This window comes from Paraburkholderia phymatum (assembly GCF_040965635.1).
In the GTDB taxonomy this organism is placed as follows: domain Bacteria; phylum Pseudomonadota; class Gammaproteobacteria; order Burkholderiales; family Burkholderiaceae; genus Paraburkholderia; species Paraburkholderia phymatum_B.
In genome coordinates this window covers 369,643-385,290 of the sequence record NZ_JBFRCH010000001.1, presented here as the reverse complement: position 1 = coordinate 385,290, position 15,648 = coordinate 369,643, and the positions used below count along the sequence as shown (strand labels likewise).

General features: G+C 64.6%; 12 protein-coding genes. 2 read left to right on the top strand and 10 right to left on the bottom strand.

The window, feature by feature from the left end:
* Positions 1–155: 155 nt before the first annotated feature.
* From nagE to AB4Y32_RS01740, 5 genes are all read right to left on the bottom strand, one after another.
* Positions 156–1,937 (bottom strand): N-acetylglucosamine-specific PTS transporter subunit IIBC, encoded by a 1,782-nt coding sequence (gene nagE / locus AB4Y32_RS01760; protein ID WP_368719684.1) that lies wholly within the window; start codon positions 1,935–1,937, stop codon positions 156–158.
* A gap of 105 nt (positions 1,938–2,042) precedes the next feature.
* A complete protein-coding gene (ptsP, locus tag AB4Y32_RS01755; RefSeq protein ID WP_368719987.1) occupies positions 2,043–4,649 on the bottom strand; it encodes a phosphoenolpyruvate--protein phosphotransferase in 2,607 nt (868 codons plus the stop codon).
* A 13-nt stretch (positions 4,650–4,662) separates the two neighbouring features.
* The gene (locus AB4Y32_RS01750; RefSeq protein WP_368719986.1) at positions 4,663–5,670 is read right to left on the bottom strand and encodes an SIS domain-containing protein; all 1,008 of its coding nucleotides are present in this window, start codon (positions 5,668–5,670) and stop codon (positions 4,663–4,665) included.
* Complete coding sequence (gene nagA / locus AB4Y32_RS01745; RefSeq protein ID WP_368719683.1) at positions 5,663–6,766, bottom strand: N-acetylglucosamine-6-phosphate deacetylase; 1,104 nt, start codon at positions 6,764–6,766, stop codon at positions 5,663–5,665. The genes AB4Y32_RS01750 and nagA overlap by 8 nt, the downstream gene beginning before the upstream one ends.
* Positions 6,767–6,924: 158 nt before the next feature.
* Positions 6,925–7,659: a GntR family transcriptional regulator gene (locus AB4Y32_RS01740; protein ID WP_368719682.1), complete on the bottom strand. Its 735-nt coding sequence runs from the start codon at positions 7,657–7,659 to the stop codon at positions 6,925–6,927.
* A gap of 366 nt (positions 7,660–8,025) precedes the next feature.
* Between AB4Y32_RS01740 and AB4Y32_RS01735 the strand changes: the two genes are divergently transcribed.
* Positions 8,026–8,949 (top strand): bifunctional helix-turn-helix transcriptional regulator/GNAT family N-acetyltransferase, encoded by a 924-nt coding sequence (locus AB4Y32_RS01735; protein WP_368719681.1) that lies wholly within the window; start codon positions 8,026–8,028, stop codon positions 8,947–8,949.
* Between the two features lie 84 nt (positions 8,950–9,033).
* On the opposite strand, the gene AB4Y32_RS01730 is transcribed toward AB4Y32_RS01735, so the two are convergent.
* Entirely contained in the window at positions 9,034–9,846 is an 813-nt protein-coding gene (locus tag AB4Y32_RS01730; RefSeq protein WP_368719680.1) for a MetQ/NlpA family ABC transporter substrate-binding protein, read from the bottom strand.
* A gap of 324 nt (positions 9,847–10,170) precedes the next feature.
* On the opposite strand from AB4Y32_RS01730, the gene AB4Y32_RS01725 reads away from it, so the two are divergent.
* The gene (locus AB4Y32_RS01725; protein WP_368719679.1) at positions 10,171–10,992 is read left to right on the top strand and encodes an FkbM family methyltransferase; all 822 of its coding nucleotides are present in this window, start codon (positions 10,171–10,173) and stop codon (positions 10,990–10,992) included.
* Positions 10,993–10,996: 4 nt separating this feature from the next.
* On the opposite strand, the gene AB4Y32_RS01720 is transcribed toward AB4Y32_RS01725, so the two are convergent.
* The 4 genes from AB4Y32_RS01720 to AB4Y32_RS01705 all read right to left on the bottom strand — a co-directional run bounded on the left by AB4Y32_RS01720 (position 10,997) and on the right by AB4Y32_RS01705 (position 15,597).
* A complete protein-coding gene (locus AB4Y32_RS01720; RefSeq protein ID WP_368719678.1) occupies positions 10,997–12,700 on the bottom strand; it encodes a methyl-accepting chemotaxis protein in 1,704 nt (567 codons plus the stop codon).
* 254 nt (positions 12,701–12,954) lie between these two features.
* Entirely contained in the window at positions 12,955–13,572 is a 618-nt protein-coding gene (locus tag AB4Y32_RS01715; protein WP_368719677.1) for an SCO family protein, read from the bottom strand.
* A 4-nt stretch (positions 13,573–13,576) separates the two neighbouring features.
* The gene (cyoE, locus tag AB4Y32_RS01710) at positions 13,577–14,482 is read right to left on the bottom strand and encodes a heme o synthase (RefSeq protein ID WP_368719676.1); all 906 of its coding nucleotides are present in this window, start codon (positions 14,480–14,482) and stop codon (positions 13,577–13,579) included.
* A 5-nt stretch (positions 14,483–14,487) separates the two neighbouring features.
* A complete protein-coding gene (locus AB4Y32_RS01705; RefSeq protein ID WP_368719675.1) occupies positions 14,488–15,597 on the bottom strand; it encodes a heme A synthase in 1,110 nt (369 codons plus the stop codon).
* Positions 15,598–15,648 lie beyond the last annotated feature (51 nt).

Sequence of the window (15,648 nt, the reverse complement as noted above, 5' to 3'; positions counted from 1 at the left end):
CGCCCTCATGCAGTCGCGCTTCGCTTCGTTCGCTTTGGCCCACTCATGGTAGGACTTGCGCCCGCAAGATTGCACCCATGCTGGGCGCACAACGTAAATCGGCGCCCCAAGAGGCGCCGATTCTTTATCGCAAGACGCTCAGACGGCCAAGAGCCTCAAGCCGTCGCCGTCAAACGCGTCGACAGTTGCTGCGCGTAACGCAGCGCCGAATCGCCGACGACGATATGGAACGTATCCGGCGACACCCACGCGACGTTCAGCGTGTCGAGGCGCTGGCGATCGACAGCCGACGGATCGCGCACGACGATGCGCAGGCGCGTCGCCGCCACCGCTTCGAGCGAGACGATATTCGTCGCGCCGCCGAACACGGCGAGCCAGCGCAGCGGGTCCGGATCGAGCGGACCATTGCCCGTTGCAGAGGGAGCATCGGCAGCCGTAGCCGGATTTCCCATAGATGCCGCCGATGAAGCCGCCGACGAAGCAGCCGAAACGACAGGCGCCGTCCCATCGCCGCTCGCGATCGTCGCGCGGATTTCATCGGCGATGATGTCCGCTTCCGGCCCGATGATGACCTGCACCGCGCCCGCGCCGCGCTTCAACACGCCGCGTGCGCCGATCGACTTCAGTTCGTTCTCCGACACCTTGTCCGAATCGACGACGGACAGACGCAGACGCGTCGTGCACGCATCGACCACCGACAGATTCGCCGCGCCGCCCAGTGCAGCGATATAGCGCTGCGCGCGCGTCGACGACTTCGCCGCTGCGCCTTCTACGGGCGCCACGTAACCCGCCGACGCATACGATTCGGTGGCAGCGTCAGCCGTTTCCGCTTCGCGGCCCGGCGTCGCCATGTTGAACTTGCGGATGAAGAAGCGGAACAGACCGTAGTAGACGACGGCATAGGCGAGACCGATGAGAATCGCTTCCCAGCCCTTCGTCGACAGGCCGTAGTTCAGCACGTAGTCGATCGCGCCCGCCGAGAACGTGAACCCGAGCTTGATGCCGAGCGCCGAGCAGATCGCGAGCGACAGGCCCGTCAGCACCGCGTGGATCGCATAAAGCACGGGCGCGAGGAACATGAAGCTGAACTCGATCGGCTCCGTCACGCCCGTCAGGAACGACGTCAGCGCCATCGAGAACAGCAGGCCGCCGACCACCGCGCGGCGCTCCTTCGGCGCCTCATGGAACATCGCGAGACACGCGGCCGGCAGACCGAACATCATGATCGGGAAGAAGCCAGTCATGAAGGTGCCCGCCGTCGGATCGCCCGCGAAGAAGCGGTGCAGGTCGCCCGTCACAGCCGCGCCGCCCGGCGGCGTGAAGGTGCCGAACACGAACCATGCGAGCGAGTTCAGGATGTGATGCAGGCCCGTGACGAGCAGCAGACGGTTCAGCAGACCGAACACGAACGCGCCGATCGCGCCTGCCGTCGTCAGCCAGTGGCCGGCGGTGTCGATTGCGCCCTGCACGGGCGCCCACGCGTAGCCGAACACGATGCCCAACGCCAGACACGCGACCCCGGTGACGATCGGCACGAAACGCTTGCCGCCGAAGAACGCGAGGTAGTCGGGCAGCTTGATGTCCTTGTACCGGTTGTACAGCATGCCCGCGACGATGCCGGCGATGATCCCCGACAGCACGCCCATGTTGAGCTTGTCGTTGATGTCCTTCATCACGGCGACTTCGATCAGATAGCCGATTGCGCCCGCCAGCGCCGCAACGCCGTTATTGTCCTTCGCGAAGCCGACAGCGACGCCGATCGCGAACAGGAGCGGCAGGTTGTCGAAGATCGCGCCGCCGGCGTCGGCGATCATCTTGATGTTGAACACATCGGGCTGACCGAGGCGCAGCAGCAGGCCGGCCACGGGCAGTACCGCAATCGGCAGCATCAGTGCGCGGCCAAGGCGCTGAATCTTCAGAAACGGATTCCCATCCATTGATACCTCCACTCCTTTGTCTCGTATGTGAGTCGTTGCTTTACATGCAGGTTGAAATGTCGAGCCGACGGGTTCTGTCCGAGGACGGATTGCACAAGTGCGCGATCAGTCTTGCGGCCAGAGTTCGCGGCTCAGGGCTCTTACCGCTTGTGCCGATTCGAGCGCCAGAGCGTCCTGGGCGCGCTGACGGCACAGCTGATAATCGAGTTTGCGCACACGCGCCTTGATGCCCGGCACGGACACGGGATCGACCGACAGCTCGGTCACGCCGAGGCCGACGAGCAGCGGCACCGCGAGCGGATCGCCGGCAAGCGCGCCGCACACGCCGACCCACTTGTCATGCTTCTCCGCACCCTGCACCGCGACCGAAATGAGGCGCAGCACTGCCGGGTGCAGCCCGTCCGCCTGCGCGGCGAGATCGGCCTGACAGCGGTCCATCGCGAGCGTGTATTGCGTGAGATCGTTCGTGCCGATCGACAGGAAATCCGCGTGCTTCGACAACTGATCGGACAGCAGCGCAGCCGACGGCACTTCGATCATCACGCCGACTTCGATCTTGTCCGTGCGGCCGGCTTCGGCGGCGAGTTCGTCGATCCGTTTGCGCAGACGCACGAGCTCACCCACGTCCGTCACCATCGGAAACATGATGCGCACTTTGCCCGCCGGCTGAACGGCGAGCAGGCCGCGCAGCTGGTCTTCGAGCAGATCGGGGCGCACCTGCGCGAGACGGATGCCGCGCAGGCCGAGCGCCGGGTTCGGTTCGGGCGGCAGCGTCAGATAATCGACTTCCTTGTCCGCGCCGACATCGAGCGTGCGGATGATGGCCGTGCGGCCTTGCAGCGCGTCGACGATCGACTGGTAGCTCTGGCGATGCTCGTCGACGGTCGGCGCCGCCTGGCGATGGATGAACAGCAGCTCCGTGCGCAGCAGGCCGATGGCATCAGCGCCGTTTTCGACAGCGGCCGTCGCGTCGTCGAGCGTCGCGATGTTCGCGGCCACTTCGATCGCGCGGCCGTCGCCCGTCGCGGCGGCTTGCTGCGACGTGCGGCGATACGCTTCGCGTACGCCGGCAAGACGCTGGCGTTCGGTGCGCGCGCATTCGATATCGAGCGAGCTCGGCGCGTACTCGAGACGACCCGCCGTCGCGTCGACCACGACTTGCGTGCCGTCGGCGATCGAATGCAGCGCGTCGCCCAGCGCGACGACGGCGGGAATGCCCGCCTGGCGCGCGATGATCGCCGCGTGCGACGTCGCGCCGCCGCGCGCCATCACGAGCGCCGTGACACGCGTGCGATCCAGCGACGACAGGTCCGACGGCGTGAATTCGTCCGCACTCAACACGGCCTCGTCCGGCAGCGAGCGCGCAGCCGCGTTCGAGTAGCCGAGCGCGCGCAGCACGCGCTTTTCGATGTCACGCAAGTCGGCGGCACGTTCGGCGAGCAGCGCATCGTCGACCTTCGACAGCACGTCGGTCTGCGCGCGGATCGTTTCGCGCCACGCGAAGCCCGCGCTCTTGCCGAGACTGATCAGATCGCGCGCCGCGTCGATCAGCGTCGGGTCTTCGAGCAGCACGCGATGCACCGCGAAAATGCCCGCTTCGCCATGCGCACCGCGTTGCGAAGCGTCGCGCACGGTCGTATTCAGTTCGGCATCGACGGCGGCGAACGCCTTGTCGAGCAGACGGCTCTCGGCGGCAGGCGTGTTGCCCGTCGTCTCCGGCGGATCGATGTCGGCTTCGTCCCAGCGCACCAGCTTGCCCACGGCGATGCCGGGCGCCGCGCACACGCCCGCGAGCGTGTTCGGCACGAGCGGCGCGCCGCCTGCGGCAGGCGCGAGCGCGGCCGCGACGGGCACAGGCACAGGCACGGGCGACATCTCGCGCGCCGGCTTTTCTTCCGCTTCGCCGTGCGCCTCGCGCGTCAGTTCGCGCGCGACGGCTTCGACGGCGGCCGCAGCCTGCGCACCAATGCCGACGATCTCGACCGTCGCGCCCTGTCCTGCGCCGAGCCCCAGCAAACCGACGACGCTTTTGATCGCCGCCTTCTTGCCCTCGAAGCGCACTTCGACGCGCGCATCGAGGCCCCGCGCCGCTTCACGCGCACGCGCCGCCGGACGCGCATGCAAACCGCCCGCATGCTTGAGCACGATCGACTGCCGCGCTTCGTCGCTAACGCTCGACGCCTCGCGCGACGCCGCGACGGCATGGCCGTCTCGCGCACGCAGCGTCAGCAGCGGCGATTCGCCTGCCTTCAGCGTGCCGCTTTCGGCGCGCTCGACGATTTCGAACGCATCGGAATTCGCAATCGCAATCACCGACACGAGGCTCGGCGCATTACGCGCAACCGTGTCCTGGTCGAACTCGATCAGCACGTCGCCCTTGCGCACCTTCGCGCCCTCTTCGACCATCGGCGCGAAACCGTTGCCGTTCAGCTCGACGGTATCGATGCCGATATGCAGCAGCACTTCGGCGCCTTCTTCCGTCGTGATCGTGACGGCATGACCCGTGCGCGCCAGATGCATCACGACGCCGTCGCACGGCGCGACGAGCTTGCCTTCCAGTGGATCAATACCGATTCCATCGCCGAACATGCCGCCTGAAAACACGGGATCGGGCACGCTCGCGAGCGGGACGACGGGCCCCGTCATCGGCGCTAGCAGAACAATTTGGCCTTCGGAATGGCTCTTCAAAACGGACTCCTCGACACGTCGCATCTGCATCTCTCGCTCAGTGAGTTTCGGTGACTTTCATCAGATGGCGCGGCGCATCGGGATTGCGTCCGCGAGCGGCGGCAAGGCCGGCAGCCATCACGTAGAAAGAAAGGATTGCGGCAATCGGATCGAGCGCGGCATGCTCCGTCGATGCGAGCGGCAACGCGGCTTCGGGCACGTCGCCGGGTGCGGCGAGCAGCACGCGCGCGCCGCGCGCCTGCATGTCGCGCGCGAGTTGCAGCAGGCCCGCCTGTTCCGGTCCGCGCGGTGCGAACACGAGCAGCGGATAGTCGCGGTCGATCAGCTCCATCGGACCGTGACGCACTTCGGCGCTCGAAAACGCCTCGGCCTGAATGCCCGAGGTTTCCTTCAGCTTCAGCGCCGCTTCCTGCGCAATCGCGAGACCGAGGCCGCGGCCGACCACGATCATCCGTTCGACGTCGCGCAGTTCGTCGACAGCCTTCGACCAGTCGAGCGCGCCCGCTCGCGCGAGCGCATCGGGCAGCGACTTGAGCGCGCCGAGCAGCGCTTCGTCCTTTTGCCAGTGCGCGACGAGTTGCGCGGAGACGGACAGCATCGCGATATAGCTCTTCGTGGCCGCGACGCTCAGTTCGGGACCGGCGACGAGGGGCAGATAGAACTCGCATGCTGCTTCGAGCGGCGAGCCGGGCACGTTGACGGCGGCAACGGTCAGCGCGCCCGCATCGCGCAGCGCCTGCATCGTGCCGACCAGATCGGGGCTCTTGCCCGATTGCGAAAAGCCGAGCGTAAGCTGGCCGCGCACTTTCAGCGGCGCCTGCTGGAGCGTCGCGACCGACATCGGCAGCGACGCGACAGGCAGGCCGATGCGGCTCATCGTCAGCGATGCGAAGTAACTCGCCGCGTGATCCGAGCTGCCGCGCGCGACAGTCAGCGCAACGTGGCGCGGCTCTTGCGCGAGCCGTGCAGCAAGCGCTTCGACGCGCGACGTATCGTTGAGTTGCGCGGCGACCACGTCGGCGGACGCCAGCGCTTCCTTAAGCATATTCGACAATCGATTCTCCTTCGACGTAGGTCGCCGTCAGCGCCAGCTCACGGTCGAAGACGACGACATCGGCCCACGCGCCACGCGTGAGACGGCCGCGGTCTTCGAGGCCGAGGTAGTCGGCGGCGTAACGCGACATACGGTTTGAAACGTCGGCCATCGGCAGGCCGAGCGATACGAGGTTGCGCAGCGCCTGATCCATCGTCAGCGTGCTGCCTGCGAGCGTGCCGTCGGCAAGGCGCACACCGCCGAGACACTTCGTGACGTGCTGGCTGCCGAGGCGGTACTCGCCGTCGGGCATGCCCGTCGCCGACGTGCTGTCCGTCACCACGTAGAGACGCGGAATCGCGCGCATCGCGGCGCGGATCGCGCCCGGATGGACGTGCAGCAGATCGGGGATGATTTCCGCGTACTCGGCGTGCGCAAGCGCGGCGCCGACCATGCCCGGATTGCGGTGATGCAGCGGCGACATCGCGTTGAACAGGTGCGTGAAGCTGCGCGCGCCGTGCTTCATCGCGGCGACGGCGTCGTCGTAGGTGCCGAGCGAGTGGCCGAGCTGCACGCGCACGCCGCGCGCGGCGATCTCCGAGATGATGTCCATGTGGCCGGAGATTTCCGGCGCGATCGTGACGACGCGGATCGGCGCAATCGACAGATACTTCAGCACTTCGTCGAGCACCGCCGACACGGCCGCGTCAGGCTGCGCGCCGAGCTTGCCGGGATTGATGTACGGCCCTTCGAGATGTACGCCCAGCACGCGCGAGCCGCCCGGCACGCGATTGCGCGCGACGTCGCCGAGGCCGGCCACGACGCTCATCAGTTCGTCGCGCGGCGCGGTCATCGTCGTCGCGAGCAGGCTCGTCGTGCCATAGCGCGCGTGCGTGCGCGTGATCGCCTCGATCGCGTTGCCCGCTTCCATCACGTCGGCGCCACCGCCGCCATGCACGTGCAGATCGATGAAGCCGGGCAGGATGTACGGCGCGTCGTTCGTCGACGGATCGACGGCGTCGCCCTTGATAGCCGTGATGCGGCCGTTCTCGAATTCGATCGTGCCGTGGATCCAGCCTTCGGGAGTGAGTATGTTTCCGGTCAGCATGAGTCTCTCTAATGTTGCGTTATCCGGTGCGTGACTGATTCGTGCCGCGTGGGTTTCGTGCATCTCGCGTGTTTTGCGCCTTTTGCGCCTTTTGCGCCTTTTGCGCCTTTTGCATCAAGCCTGCCTTCTTCGCGCTTCCGTCGACCTGCATGCGCAGGTCAAAGCCGCAGTTCGGCGACGAAGTCGTAGTAGTCGTCCAGGCAATAGGTGTCCGTGAGTTCAATTGCGCGCTGGTCGGCGCTGTAGCCGACGCGCGTGATCAGCAGAAGCGCGCAGCCCGGATCGATATCCATCAGCGACGCGATTTCGCTCGACGCGTTGACGGCGCGAAAGTGCTGCAGCGCGCGCACGACGGGCGCGCCGCGTTGTTCGAGGTAGCTGTAGAGCGAACCGCCGATCGCCTGAGGGTCGGGCACGATCGAAACGGGCAGCGACGAATGCTCGACGGCCATCACGATGCCGTCGGCGCGCCGCAGACGCCGCAGGCTCGCGACGGAAGCGCCCGGCGACAGGCCCAGGTGCACGATTTCCTCGCGAGTCGCCGTGCGGACGTCGCGCTCGAGCCAAACGGAGTCCGGCCGGAAGCCGCGCTGCTCCATCTTCTTCGTGAAGCCCGTGAGGCGCAACAGCGGATCTTCGACGCGCGGCGTGATGAAGCTGCCCGCGCCGCGCGCCCGCCGGATCAGCCCCTGTTCGACCAGCAGCGCGATTGCCTTGCGCGCGGTGATGCGCGATACGCCGATCGCGTCGGACAACGTGCGCTCCGACGGCAGCGCTTCTCCCGCCGACCATACGCCGCAATGGATCGCCGTCGCCAGGTTGCGGGCGAGTTGCAGGTACATCGGAGTGACGTTGTGGACGTCGGGTGTCAGGGCGGACCAACGGGTTTCCATAGGGCTCGGTCGGGATCGTGAGGAAGGTGGCCTACGAATCGGAGCCCATTATATAACCACAATAATACCAGTCAACGATCTGGTATCTAGCTGGTCTATGCCGATTAAACCCTTGTCGCAAAAGGCAATGCGTCAATTAAGCGGATTTCCACTGACACCGATCTGGCAGTAGGGCATACCCGTATTTGAGACCAGTTGCCAGATTGGTCTCTGTCAATCGTCTGTCAACTTGCGTGCGTTAAGCCGCAAATGTCATACCTCTTAATTAACAATCTGGTGCAAACTTCGGAATTCGGGCGCTATCACCCGATCGACAGACACTCAGCTGGGTGAACGAATGACAGGCCAATACGGGGAACGGACACAGTGAACGATCCCGCTACAGTCCGGGCGGAAGCCGTCCGCCATTTCAATCGCTTTTACACGCAGCACATCGGCGTGTTGCACGATCATTTGCAGAAGAGCGCGTTTTCGCTGACGGAAGTGCGCGTGATGCACGAGCTTTCGCGCGGCCAGCATCAGACGGCTGCCGCGCTCGCGCGCAACCTCGGCATCGATAGCGGCTATCTGAGCCGTCTGCTCGCGAGCTTCGAGCGGCGCAACCTGATTTCGCGCCGCCCCTCGGAGGTCGACGCGCGCCAGTCGCTCGTCTCGCTCACCGACGAAGGCCTCGCCGCCTGGCGGCCGCTCGATGCCGCGGCCATCGACGAAGTCTCCGCCGTGCTGGCCCGGATCGCGCCGCAATCGCAGGATCAACTGGTCGGCGCGATGAAGTTGATCGAGCGGCTGCTCGACGAGCGGCCGCGGCGCAGCATCGTCACGCTGCGCGCGCCGCGAGCGGGCGATTACGGCTTGCTGATCTCGCGACAGGCGCAACTGTTCGCCGCCAGCCACGGCTGGGATCACACGTTCGAGGCGCTGATCGCGCAGCAGATCGGGCAGTTCGCGCAGCGGCACGATGCGCGGCGCGAGAACTGCTGGGTCGCCGAACAGGACGGCCTGATCGTCGGGGCGGCGCTGGTCGCGGCTGCGTCGGATGCGCAGGCGCAGGTGGGCATGCTGTATGTCGAGCCGGACGTGCGGCGGCTTGGCATCGGCACGCAACTGATCGACGAGTCTTCGCGCTTTGCGAAGCGCGCCGGTTATCGCGCGCTGTGCATCGAAAGCGAAAGCACGCTCGACGATGCGCGCCGCCTGTTCATTCAGACGGGCTTCTCGCTCGCATCGTCGACGCCCGAGCGGCGCTTCGGGCGCGATCTCGTGATCGAGCGATGGGAGCGTGCGCTGTAAGCTCACGCGCCCTTTCCCTGAGCACAAAAAAAGCGCCGCGGTTTCCCGTGGCGCTTTGCACATCTGCAGGTCGACTGACGATGCTCAGAACGACGGCACGACCGATCCCTTGAACTCGGTCTTGATGAACTGGCGCACGTCTTCCGACTGGTAAGCGGCGACCAGCTTCTTCACCCATGGCTGATCCTTGTCCTTCGTGCGCACGGCGATCAGGTTCGCGTACGGGCTGTGCACGTCTTCGAGCGCGATCGCGTCCTTCGTCGGCTGCAGGCCCGCGGCCAGCGCGAAGTTCGTGTTGATGGCGGCGGCGTCGACGTCGGCGAGCGTGCGCGGCAGTTGCGCTGCATCCAGCTCGACGAGCTTCACCTTCTTTGGATTGTCGGCGACGTCGAGCGGCGTCGCGTTGCTGCCGTTCGTGCCCGCGCCCGCCTTCAGCTTGATCACGCCTTGCGTTTGCAACAGCAGCAGCGCGCGGTTTTCATTCGACGGATCGTTCGGCACCGCAACCTTCGCCCCTTGCGGCAGATCCTTCACCGACTTCAGCTTCTTCGAATAGATGCCGAGCGGCGAGATGTACGTGAGGCCCGCGTTGACGATCTTGTAGCCGCGCTGTTTGACCTGGCTGTCGAGATACGGCTGATGCTGGAAGCTGTTCGCGTCGAGATCGCCGGCATCGAGCGCGGCGTTCGGCTGCACGTAATCGTTGAACTCGACGACCTTGACGTTCAGACCTTCGCGCTTCGCCACCTTCTGCACAACCGACCAGATTTGCGCGTCGGGGCCGCTGATCGTGCCGACCTTGATGACCTTGTCGTCGGCGCGCGCGCCGAAGCTGGTGACGAGTGCCGCCGAAGCGAGCGCTGCGGAAAAAATCTTGATGAGTGTTCTGCGCTGCATGTGATTCTCTCTTGACTGCCTTGTTTCGGATTCGCGTTCGACGGTGGGCGAACGGGTGTTGCCCACGATCCATCGAGCCCGAAATGGTCTCACAGGTGTGCAGCGATGTGAAATACAGGGATCGCATATGGGTATGCGCATTACCGGGCGGCAAGTTTCGCGATGGCGCCGGGCGATGCACCGTCGTTTTAAGAACGATCCTATACCGATATTTCCGCTGTTTTTTTAGGATAAGCGCACGCTCGGTTGACAGCCGATCAGGCACATGTGCCCGCCTAAGCCCTGCACCGAATACCCACAAATCCGATTTCTGACAACGTCGCCATGTCCTTTCCTCCACGCCCTATCGCCTTTGTTCTTGCATCGACTAACCACGGCAGCATGATCGTCAATCGCAACGATTTCGCCACTTCGCCGACAGGCGGCTCATTCGGCGTCGGGCTCCAGTTGCTCACTGCGTCGCAATTCGACAGGAACGAAATCGAGCTGGCGCTCGTCATGCTCGACTGCCGTCGGAAGCATTTCGGCGATGGTGTTGTAGCGATCGACGGAGGAGCGAATGTCGGTGTGCATACGATCGAGTGGTCACGCCACATGCACGGATGGGGACAGGTGTTGTCGTTCGAAGCGCAGGAAATCGTCTTTTATGCACTGGCCGGCAACATCGCGTTGAACAACTGTCTGAACGCGCGCACCCGGCTCGCCGCGCTCGGTGAAACGTGCGGGGAATTGATCGTGCCGCGGCCGGATTACACAAGACCGGCAAGTTTCGGCAGTCTCGAGCTGCGTCAGCGTGAGGACACGGAAGCCATCGGACAGCAGATCTCGTACGACGCGAAGGACGGCGTGAAAGTGCCGATGATCGATCTGCCGTCGCTCAACCTCGAACGACTCGATTTCATGAAGCTGGACATCGAGGGCATGGAACTCGACGTGCTCCGCGGCGGACGCGAGGTGATCGAGCGCCATCGCCCGATCATGCTCATCGAAATAATCAAGTCCGATCGCGCTGCGATCGAGTCATTCCTCACGACGCTGGGCTATCGCCTGATCCCGTACGGCATCGACATGCTCGCGATTCACGAATCCGATCCGTCGCTGCAACAGATCCGTATAGACGGAAACGTGCTGTCCGTCGCCCCGTAGGTCGTCAGAAGGTGGTCCAGTCGTCGTCGGAAGACACCGGCTTCGCGGGGCGCGGCGTCTCGGTTGGCTTTGCTACGGAAGTCGTCGCGGCGCGCGGCTTCGCCATCACAGTCTTCTTCGCGACGGGTGCAACCGTCTTCGGCACAACGGCCGCTTCACCGCCGTTCACGCGGAACGTGCCGATCGTCTGCCGCAAGCGCGCCGCCTGATCCTGCAACGACGCGGCGGCAGCGGCGGCCTGTTCCACGAGCGCGGCGTTCTGCTGCGTCACTTCGTCCATCTGCGTGACCGCGCGGCCCACCTGCGAAATGCCGCTGCTCTGCTCTTCCGATGCCGCCGCGATTTCGCCCATGATGTCCGTCACGCGGCGCACGGCCTGCATGATGTCGCCCATCGTCGTGCCCGCCTGTTCGACGAGCGTATAGCCGTTGTTGACGCGCTCGACGGACGCGCCGATCAGTTGCTTGATCTCCTTCGCGGCCGTCGCCGAACGTTGCGCGAGGCTGCGCACCTCGCCAGCGACGACTGCGAAGCCGCGCCCCTGCTCGCCCGCGCGAGCCGCTTCGACGGCCGCGTTCAGCGCGAGAATGTTCGTCTGGAACGCGATTCCCTCGATCACGCCGATGATTTCCGAAATCTGACGCGAGCTGTCGTTGATCTCCGTCATCGTGCTGATCACGCGATTCACGACCTCGTTGCCCTTCGTCGCGATCTCCGATGCGTTGTTCGCGAGGCCGCTCGCCTGGCGCGCGTTGTCGGCGTTCTGCTTGACGGTCGCCGTCAGCTCTTCCATGCTGGCTGCCGTTTCCTGCAGCGAGGCCGCCTGCTGCTCGGTGCGCTGCGACAGATCGCCGTTGCCCGCCGCGATCTGCTGCGTTGCCGTTGCGATCGATTCCGCCGACTGCCGGATCTCGCCGATCGCGCGCTGCAAGCGGCTTTGCATCTCGTTCATCGCGGCCATCATGCTCGATGAATCGTCGCTGCGCACGGACACGAGATGCGTGAGGTCGCCCGTCGCGATTCGCGCCGCGAGCCGCGCCGCATCCTGCGGTTCGCCGCCGAGGCTGGAGCGCACGTTGCGAATGATGAGCAGCATCGCGAGCGAAATCACCGCGCCGATCACCAGCACGACGATGAAGTGCTCGACGAGGTTCGCATAGTAGGCAGTGTCGATGTCGCGCACGAATACGCCGCTCGTGATGTTCCAGTCCCACGGCGTGAAATGCACGACATAGCTGATCTTGGGCACGGCCTCTTCGCTGTGCGGCAGGCGTCCGCGATAGGCGGCAAAGCCGTTGCCCGTTGCCTTCGCCGCGTCGACGATCGTCACGTACAGCAGCTTGCCGTCCGGGTCCTTGAAGTCGCCGACCTGCTTGCCGACCATTTGCGGCAATGTCGGATGCATCAGCACGACGGGCTTCGAATCCATCACGAAGAGGTAGCCGGATTCGCCGTAGCGCATCGTCGAGAGCCGCGAGAGCGCGTCGCGCTGCGCGTCGGCCTCGCTCATCTTGCCGGCCTGCGCGAGCGCGTAATAACCGCTGACGACGCCTTGCGCCGCTTCGACGAGATTCACCATGCCGGCCTTGCGCTCGTCGAGCATCGTCGAGCGCGTTTCGATCGCGCTCCACAAGCCGACGCCCAGCAAACCCAGCCATACGAGCGCAAGCGACAGCCACAGCTTGCGGTTCAGACTCATCCTGCTCATCGTGTTGGTCTCTTTGGTGTGGTCACTTCTTCGGCATATCGTCGGCGCGCGGCTTTGGACGTGCCGTCGTAGCAAACGATTGCCTTCCTGGATAACGGCAGCCTGGCGCGCCGACTTGAGATGGCTTGTAAGGGACACACATCGCGCCGCGTCACCGGACGAGTGCGCAGAATGAAAAAAGGCCGCACGTCACCGTGCAGCCTTTCATTGTCGAAACGCGGAGTGCGGTAATCGCGCCGCCGTTCAGTCCAGCCTCAGCCCAACAACAGCTTGAGATCGTGAACCCATGGCGAGGCGCCCTGGCCATCGCGCGCAAAGAGGCGCAGCTTGCCGTCGGTATCGAATACGTAGCTGGCGGCCGTGTGGTCCATCGTGTAGCTGTCGGGCGTCTTGCCCGGCACTTTCGCGTAATAGACGCTGAAGTCCTTCGTCACCTTCTCCAGTTGCTGCTGACTGGCGGGGCGCAAGCCGACGAACGTCGGATTGAACGCGGGCACGTATTGCGCCATCAGTTCCGGCGTGTCGCGCTCGGGATCGACGGTGACGAACAACACCTGCACGCGCTTTGCATCTTCGGGGCCCAACTGCTGAAGCGCCTGCGAGAGTTCGGCCATCGTCGTCGGGCAAACGTCGGGGCAATGCGTATAACCGAAGAACAGCACGACGACCTTGCCCTTGTAGTCGGCGAGCGAGCGCGTCTTGCCGCTCGCGTCGGGCAGCGAAAAATCGGCGCCGAACTGCTTGTTGCCTGTGATGTCGACGTTCGTGAACGCAGGCTGTTCTTTCCCGCATCCCGAGATCAGCGCTGCGCCGCCGAGCGCGCACGCGACGAGTGCAACGCGCGCCGAGCGCGCGAAACGTTTGGTGAGCATGGTATTACGCGCCGATCAAGGCGCGCGCATAGTGGTCGATCAACAGCGCCGCGAAGAGCAGCGACAGATAAACGATCGAATAACGGAAGGTCTTACGCGCGAGAGCGTCGGAATATTCCCGGTAAATCTTCCACGCATACGCGAGGAACACGGCGCCCAGCAGAACCGCCGATGCGAGATACACGACTCCGCTCATGCCCGAGATAAAGGGCATCAGCGTGACGGCGAACAGAATGACCGTGTACAGGAAGATATGCAGACGCGTGTACTTTTCGCCGTGGGTGTTCGGCAGCATCGGCAGACCGGCGTTCTCGTAGTCCTTGCGGCGATACAGCGCAAGCGACCAGAAATGCGGCGGCGTCCACACGAAGATGATCAGCACCAGAATCCATGCGTCGCCGGGCACATGACCCGTCACGGCTGCCCAGCCGAGGGCCGGCGGCATCGCGCCCGACGCGCCGCCGATCACGATGTTCTGCGGCGTGGCGGGCTTCAGCAGCAGCGTGTAGATGATCGCGTAGCCGACGAAGGTGGCGATGGTCAGCCACATCGTGAGCGCATTGGTGAACGTGTAGAGCGTCCACATGCCGAGGCCGCCGAGAATCGCGGAAAACAGCAGAATTTGTGTGGTCGTGATTTCGCCGCGCGCCGACGGACGCCACGCGGTGCGGCGCATCTTCGCGTCGACTTTCTGTTCGACGAGACAGTTGATCGCGAATGCGGCGCCCGCCAGCAGCCAGATGCCGATAGCCCCGCCGATCAGCACCGTCCACGGCACCATGCCGGGCGTCGCCAGGAACATGCCGATGACCGCGCAGAAAACGGCGAGTTGCGTCACACGCGGCTTCGTCAGCGCAATGTATTGGGAAATCCGGCTACCGGGCGAATGGGGGAGAGTTGTGCTGTCCATGAAGATCACGCTGGCGCGGCATCGCGCGCGGGAAAAACGGCGCGGCCGGGACGGCTATAAGCGATTCGAAAGTTTAGCATAACGAGCAGGAGCAGCAGGATTGCGGCCCCGCCGTTATGGGCGACGGCAACGGGCAACGGCCATTGCAAAACGATGTTCGACAGGCCCGTGACGAACTGGATCCCGATCACGAGCAACACGCCGTTTGCGGGCCGCCGCAGCGACTCGAAACGGCGCATTCTCAGCGCGAACCACAGTAGATACGCGACGACGACGAACGCGAACGTGCGATGCGTCCAGTGGATCGCGACGAGCGCATTCTGCGTAATTACGTCGCCGTCGCCCGTCATGCCGAGCGCACGCCACAGGTGGAAGCCGTGCCCGAAGTCCATCGGCGGAATCCACTGGCCGTTGCAGGTCGGGAAGTCAGTGCAGGCGAGCACCGCGTAATTCGTGCTGACCCAGCCGCCGAGCGCGATCTGCACGATCAGCAGCGCAAGGCCGAAGAGCGCGGCGGTGCGCCAGCGCGCAGTTTCCGGCTCGTAGGCGGGCAATGGCGTCTGACGCGCGGCAAACCAGCCGAGCGTGCCGAGCAGCGCGAGCCCGAGCAGCAGGTGCGTCGTCACGATCACGGGTTGAAGTTTCATCGTCACGGTCCAGGCGCCGAACGCGCCTTGCACGCAGATTAGCAGCAGCAGCGACGTCGGCCACCACGGCGACACATGCAGCGGGCGGCGCCTGATGCGTGCAACCCAGGCGATGCTCGTCTGCGCGACGATCAGCACGCCTATCGCCATTGCGAAGTAGCGGTGGATCATCTCGATCCACGCTTTGGTCATGCTGACGGGACCCGTCGGCATGGCCTGAAACGCTGCGCTGATGGCCGCATGCGCGATAAACGGCGACGAGGTGCCATAGCAGCCCGGCCAGTCGGGACACCCAAGGCCCGAATCGGTCAGACGCGTGAAGCCGCCGAACATCACGAGATCGAGCGTCAGGAACGTTGTGACCCAGACCAGCTTGCGGAACTTGTTGTCGTCGGCTTTCACCCATACGTACGACATCGGCAACAGCGCAATGCACAGCCCGATCAGTCCCAATTGCAATACGAACATCTATCTTTCCTTCTTCCGCCACACAGCGCGATTCAACGTGCCCGGAGCACT

Excerpts from the sequence above, each read along its gene's own strand:
- nagE (WP_368719684.1), bottom strand. The coding sequence starts at position 1,937 with ATGGATGGGAATCCGTTTCTGAAGATTCAGCGCCTTGGCCGCGCACTG.
- ptsP (WP_368719987.1), bottom strand. The coding sequence starts at position 4,649 with ATGCGACGTGTCGAGGAGTCCGTTTTGAAGAGCCATTCCGAAGGCCAA.
- AB4Y32_RS01750 (WP_368719986.1), bottom strand. The coding sequence starts at position 5,670 with ATGCTTAAGGAAGCGCTGGCGTCCGCCGACGTGGTCGCCGCGCAACTC.
- nagA (WP_368719683.1), bottom strand. The coding sequence starts at position 6,766 with ATGCTGACCGGAAACATACTCACTCCCGAAGGCTGGATCCACGGCACG.
- AB4Y32_RS01740 (WP_368719682.1), bottom strand. The coding sequence starts at position 7,659 with ATGGAAACCCGTTGGTCCGCCCTGACACCCGACGTCCACAACGTCACT.
- AB4Y32_RS01730 (WP_368719680.1), bottom strand. The coding sequence starts at position 9,846 with ATGCAGCGCAGAACACTCATCAAGATTTTTTCCGCAGCGCTCGCTTCG.
- AB4Y32_RS01725 (WP_368719679.1), top strand. The coding sequence starts at position 10,171 with ATGTCCTTTCCTCCACGCCCTATCGCCTTTGTTCTTGCATCGACTAAC.
- AB4Y32_RS01720 (WP_368719678.1), bottom strand. The coding sequence starts at position 12,700 with ATGAGCAGGATGAGTCTGAACCGCAAGCTGTGGCTGTCGCTTGCGCTC.
- AB4Y32_RS01715 (WP_368719677.1), bottom strand. The coding sequence starts at position 13,572 with ATGCTCACCAAACGTTTCGCGCGCTCGGCGCGCGTTGCACTCGTCGCG.
- cyoE (WP_368719676.1), bottom strand. The coding sequence starts at position 14,482 with ATGGACAGCACAACTCTCCCCCATTCGCCCGGTAGCCGGATTTCCCAA.
- AB4Y32_RS01705 (WP_368719675.1), bottom strand. The coding sequence starts at position 15,597 with ATGTTCGTATTGCAATTGGGACTGATCGGGCTGTGCATTGCGCTGTTG.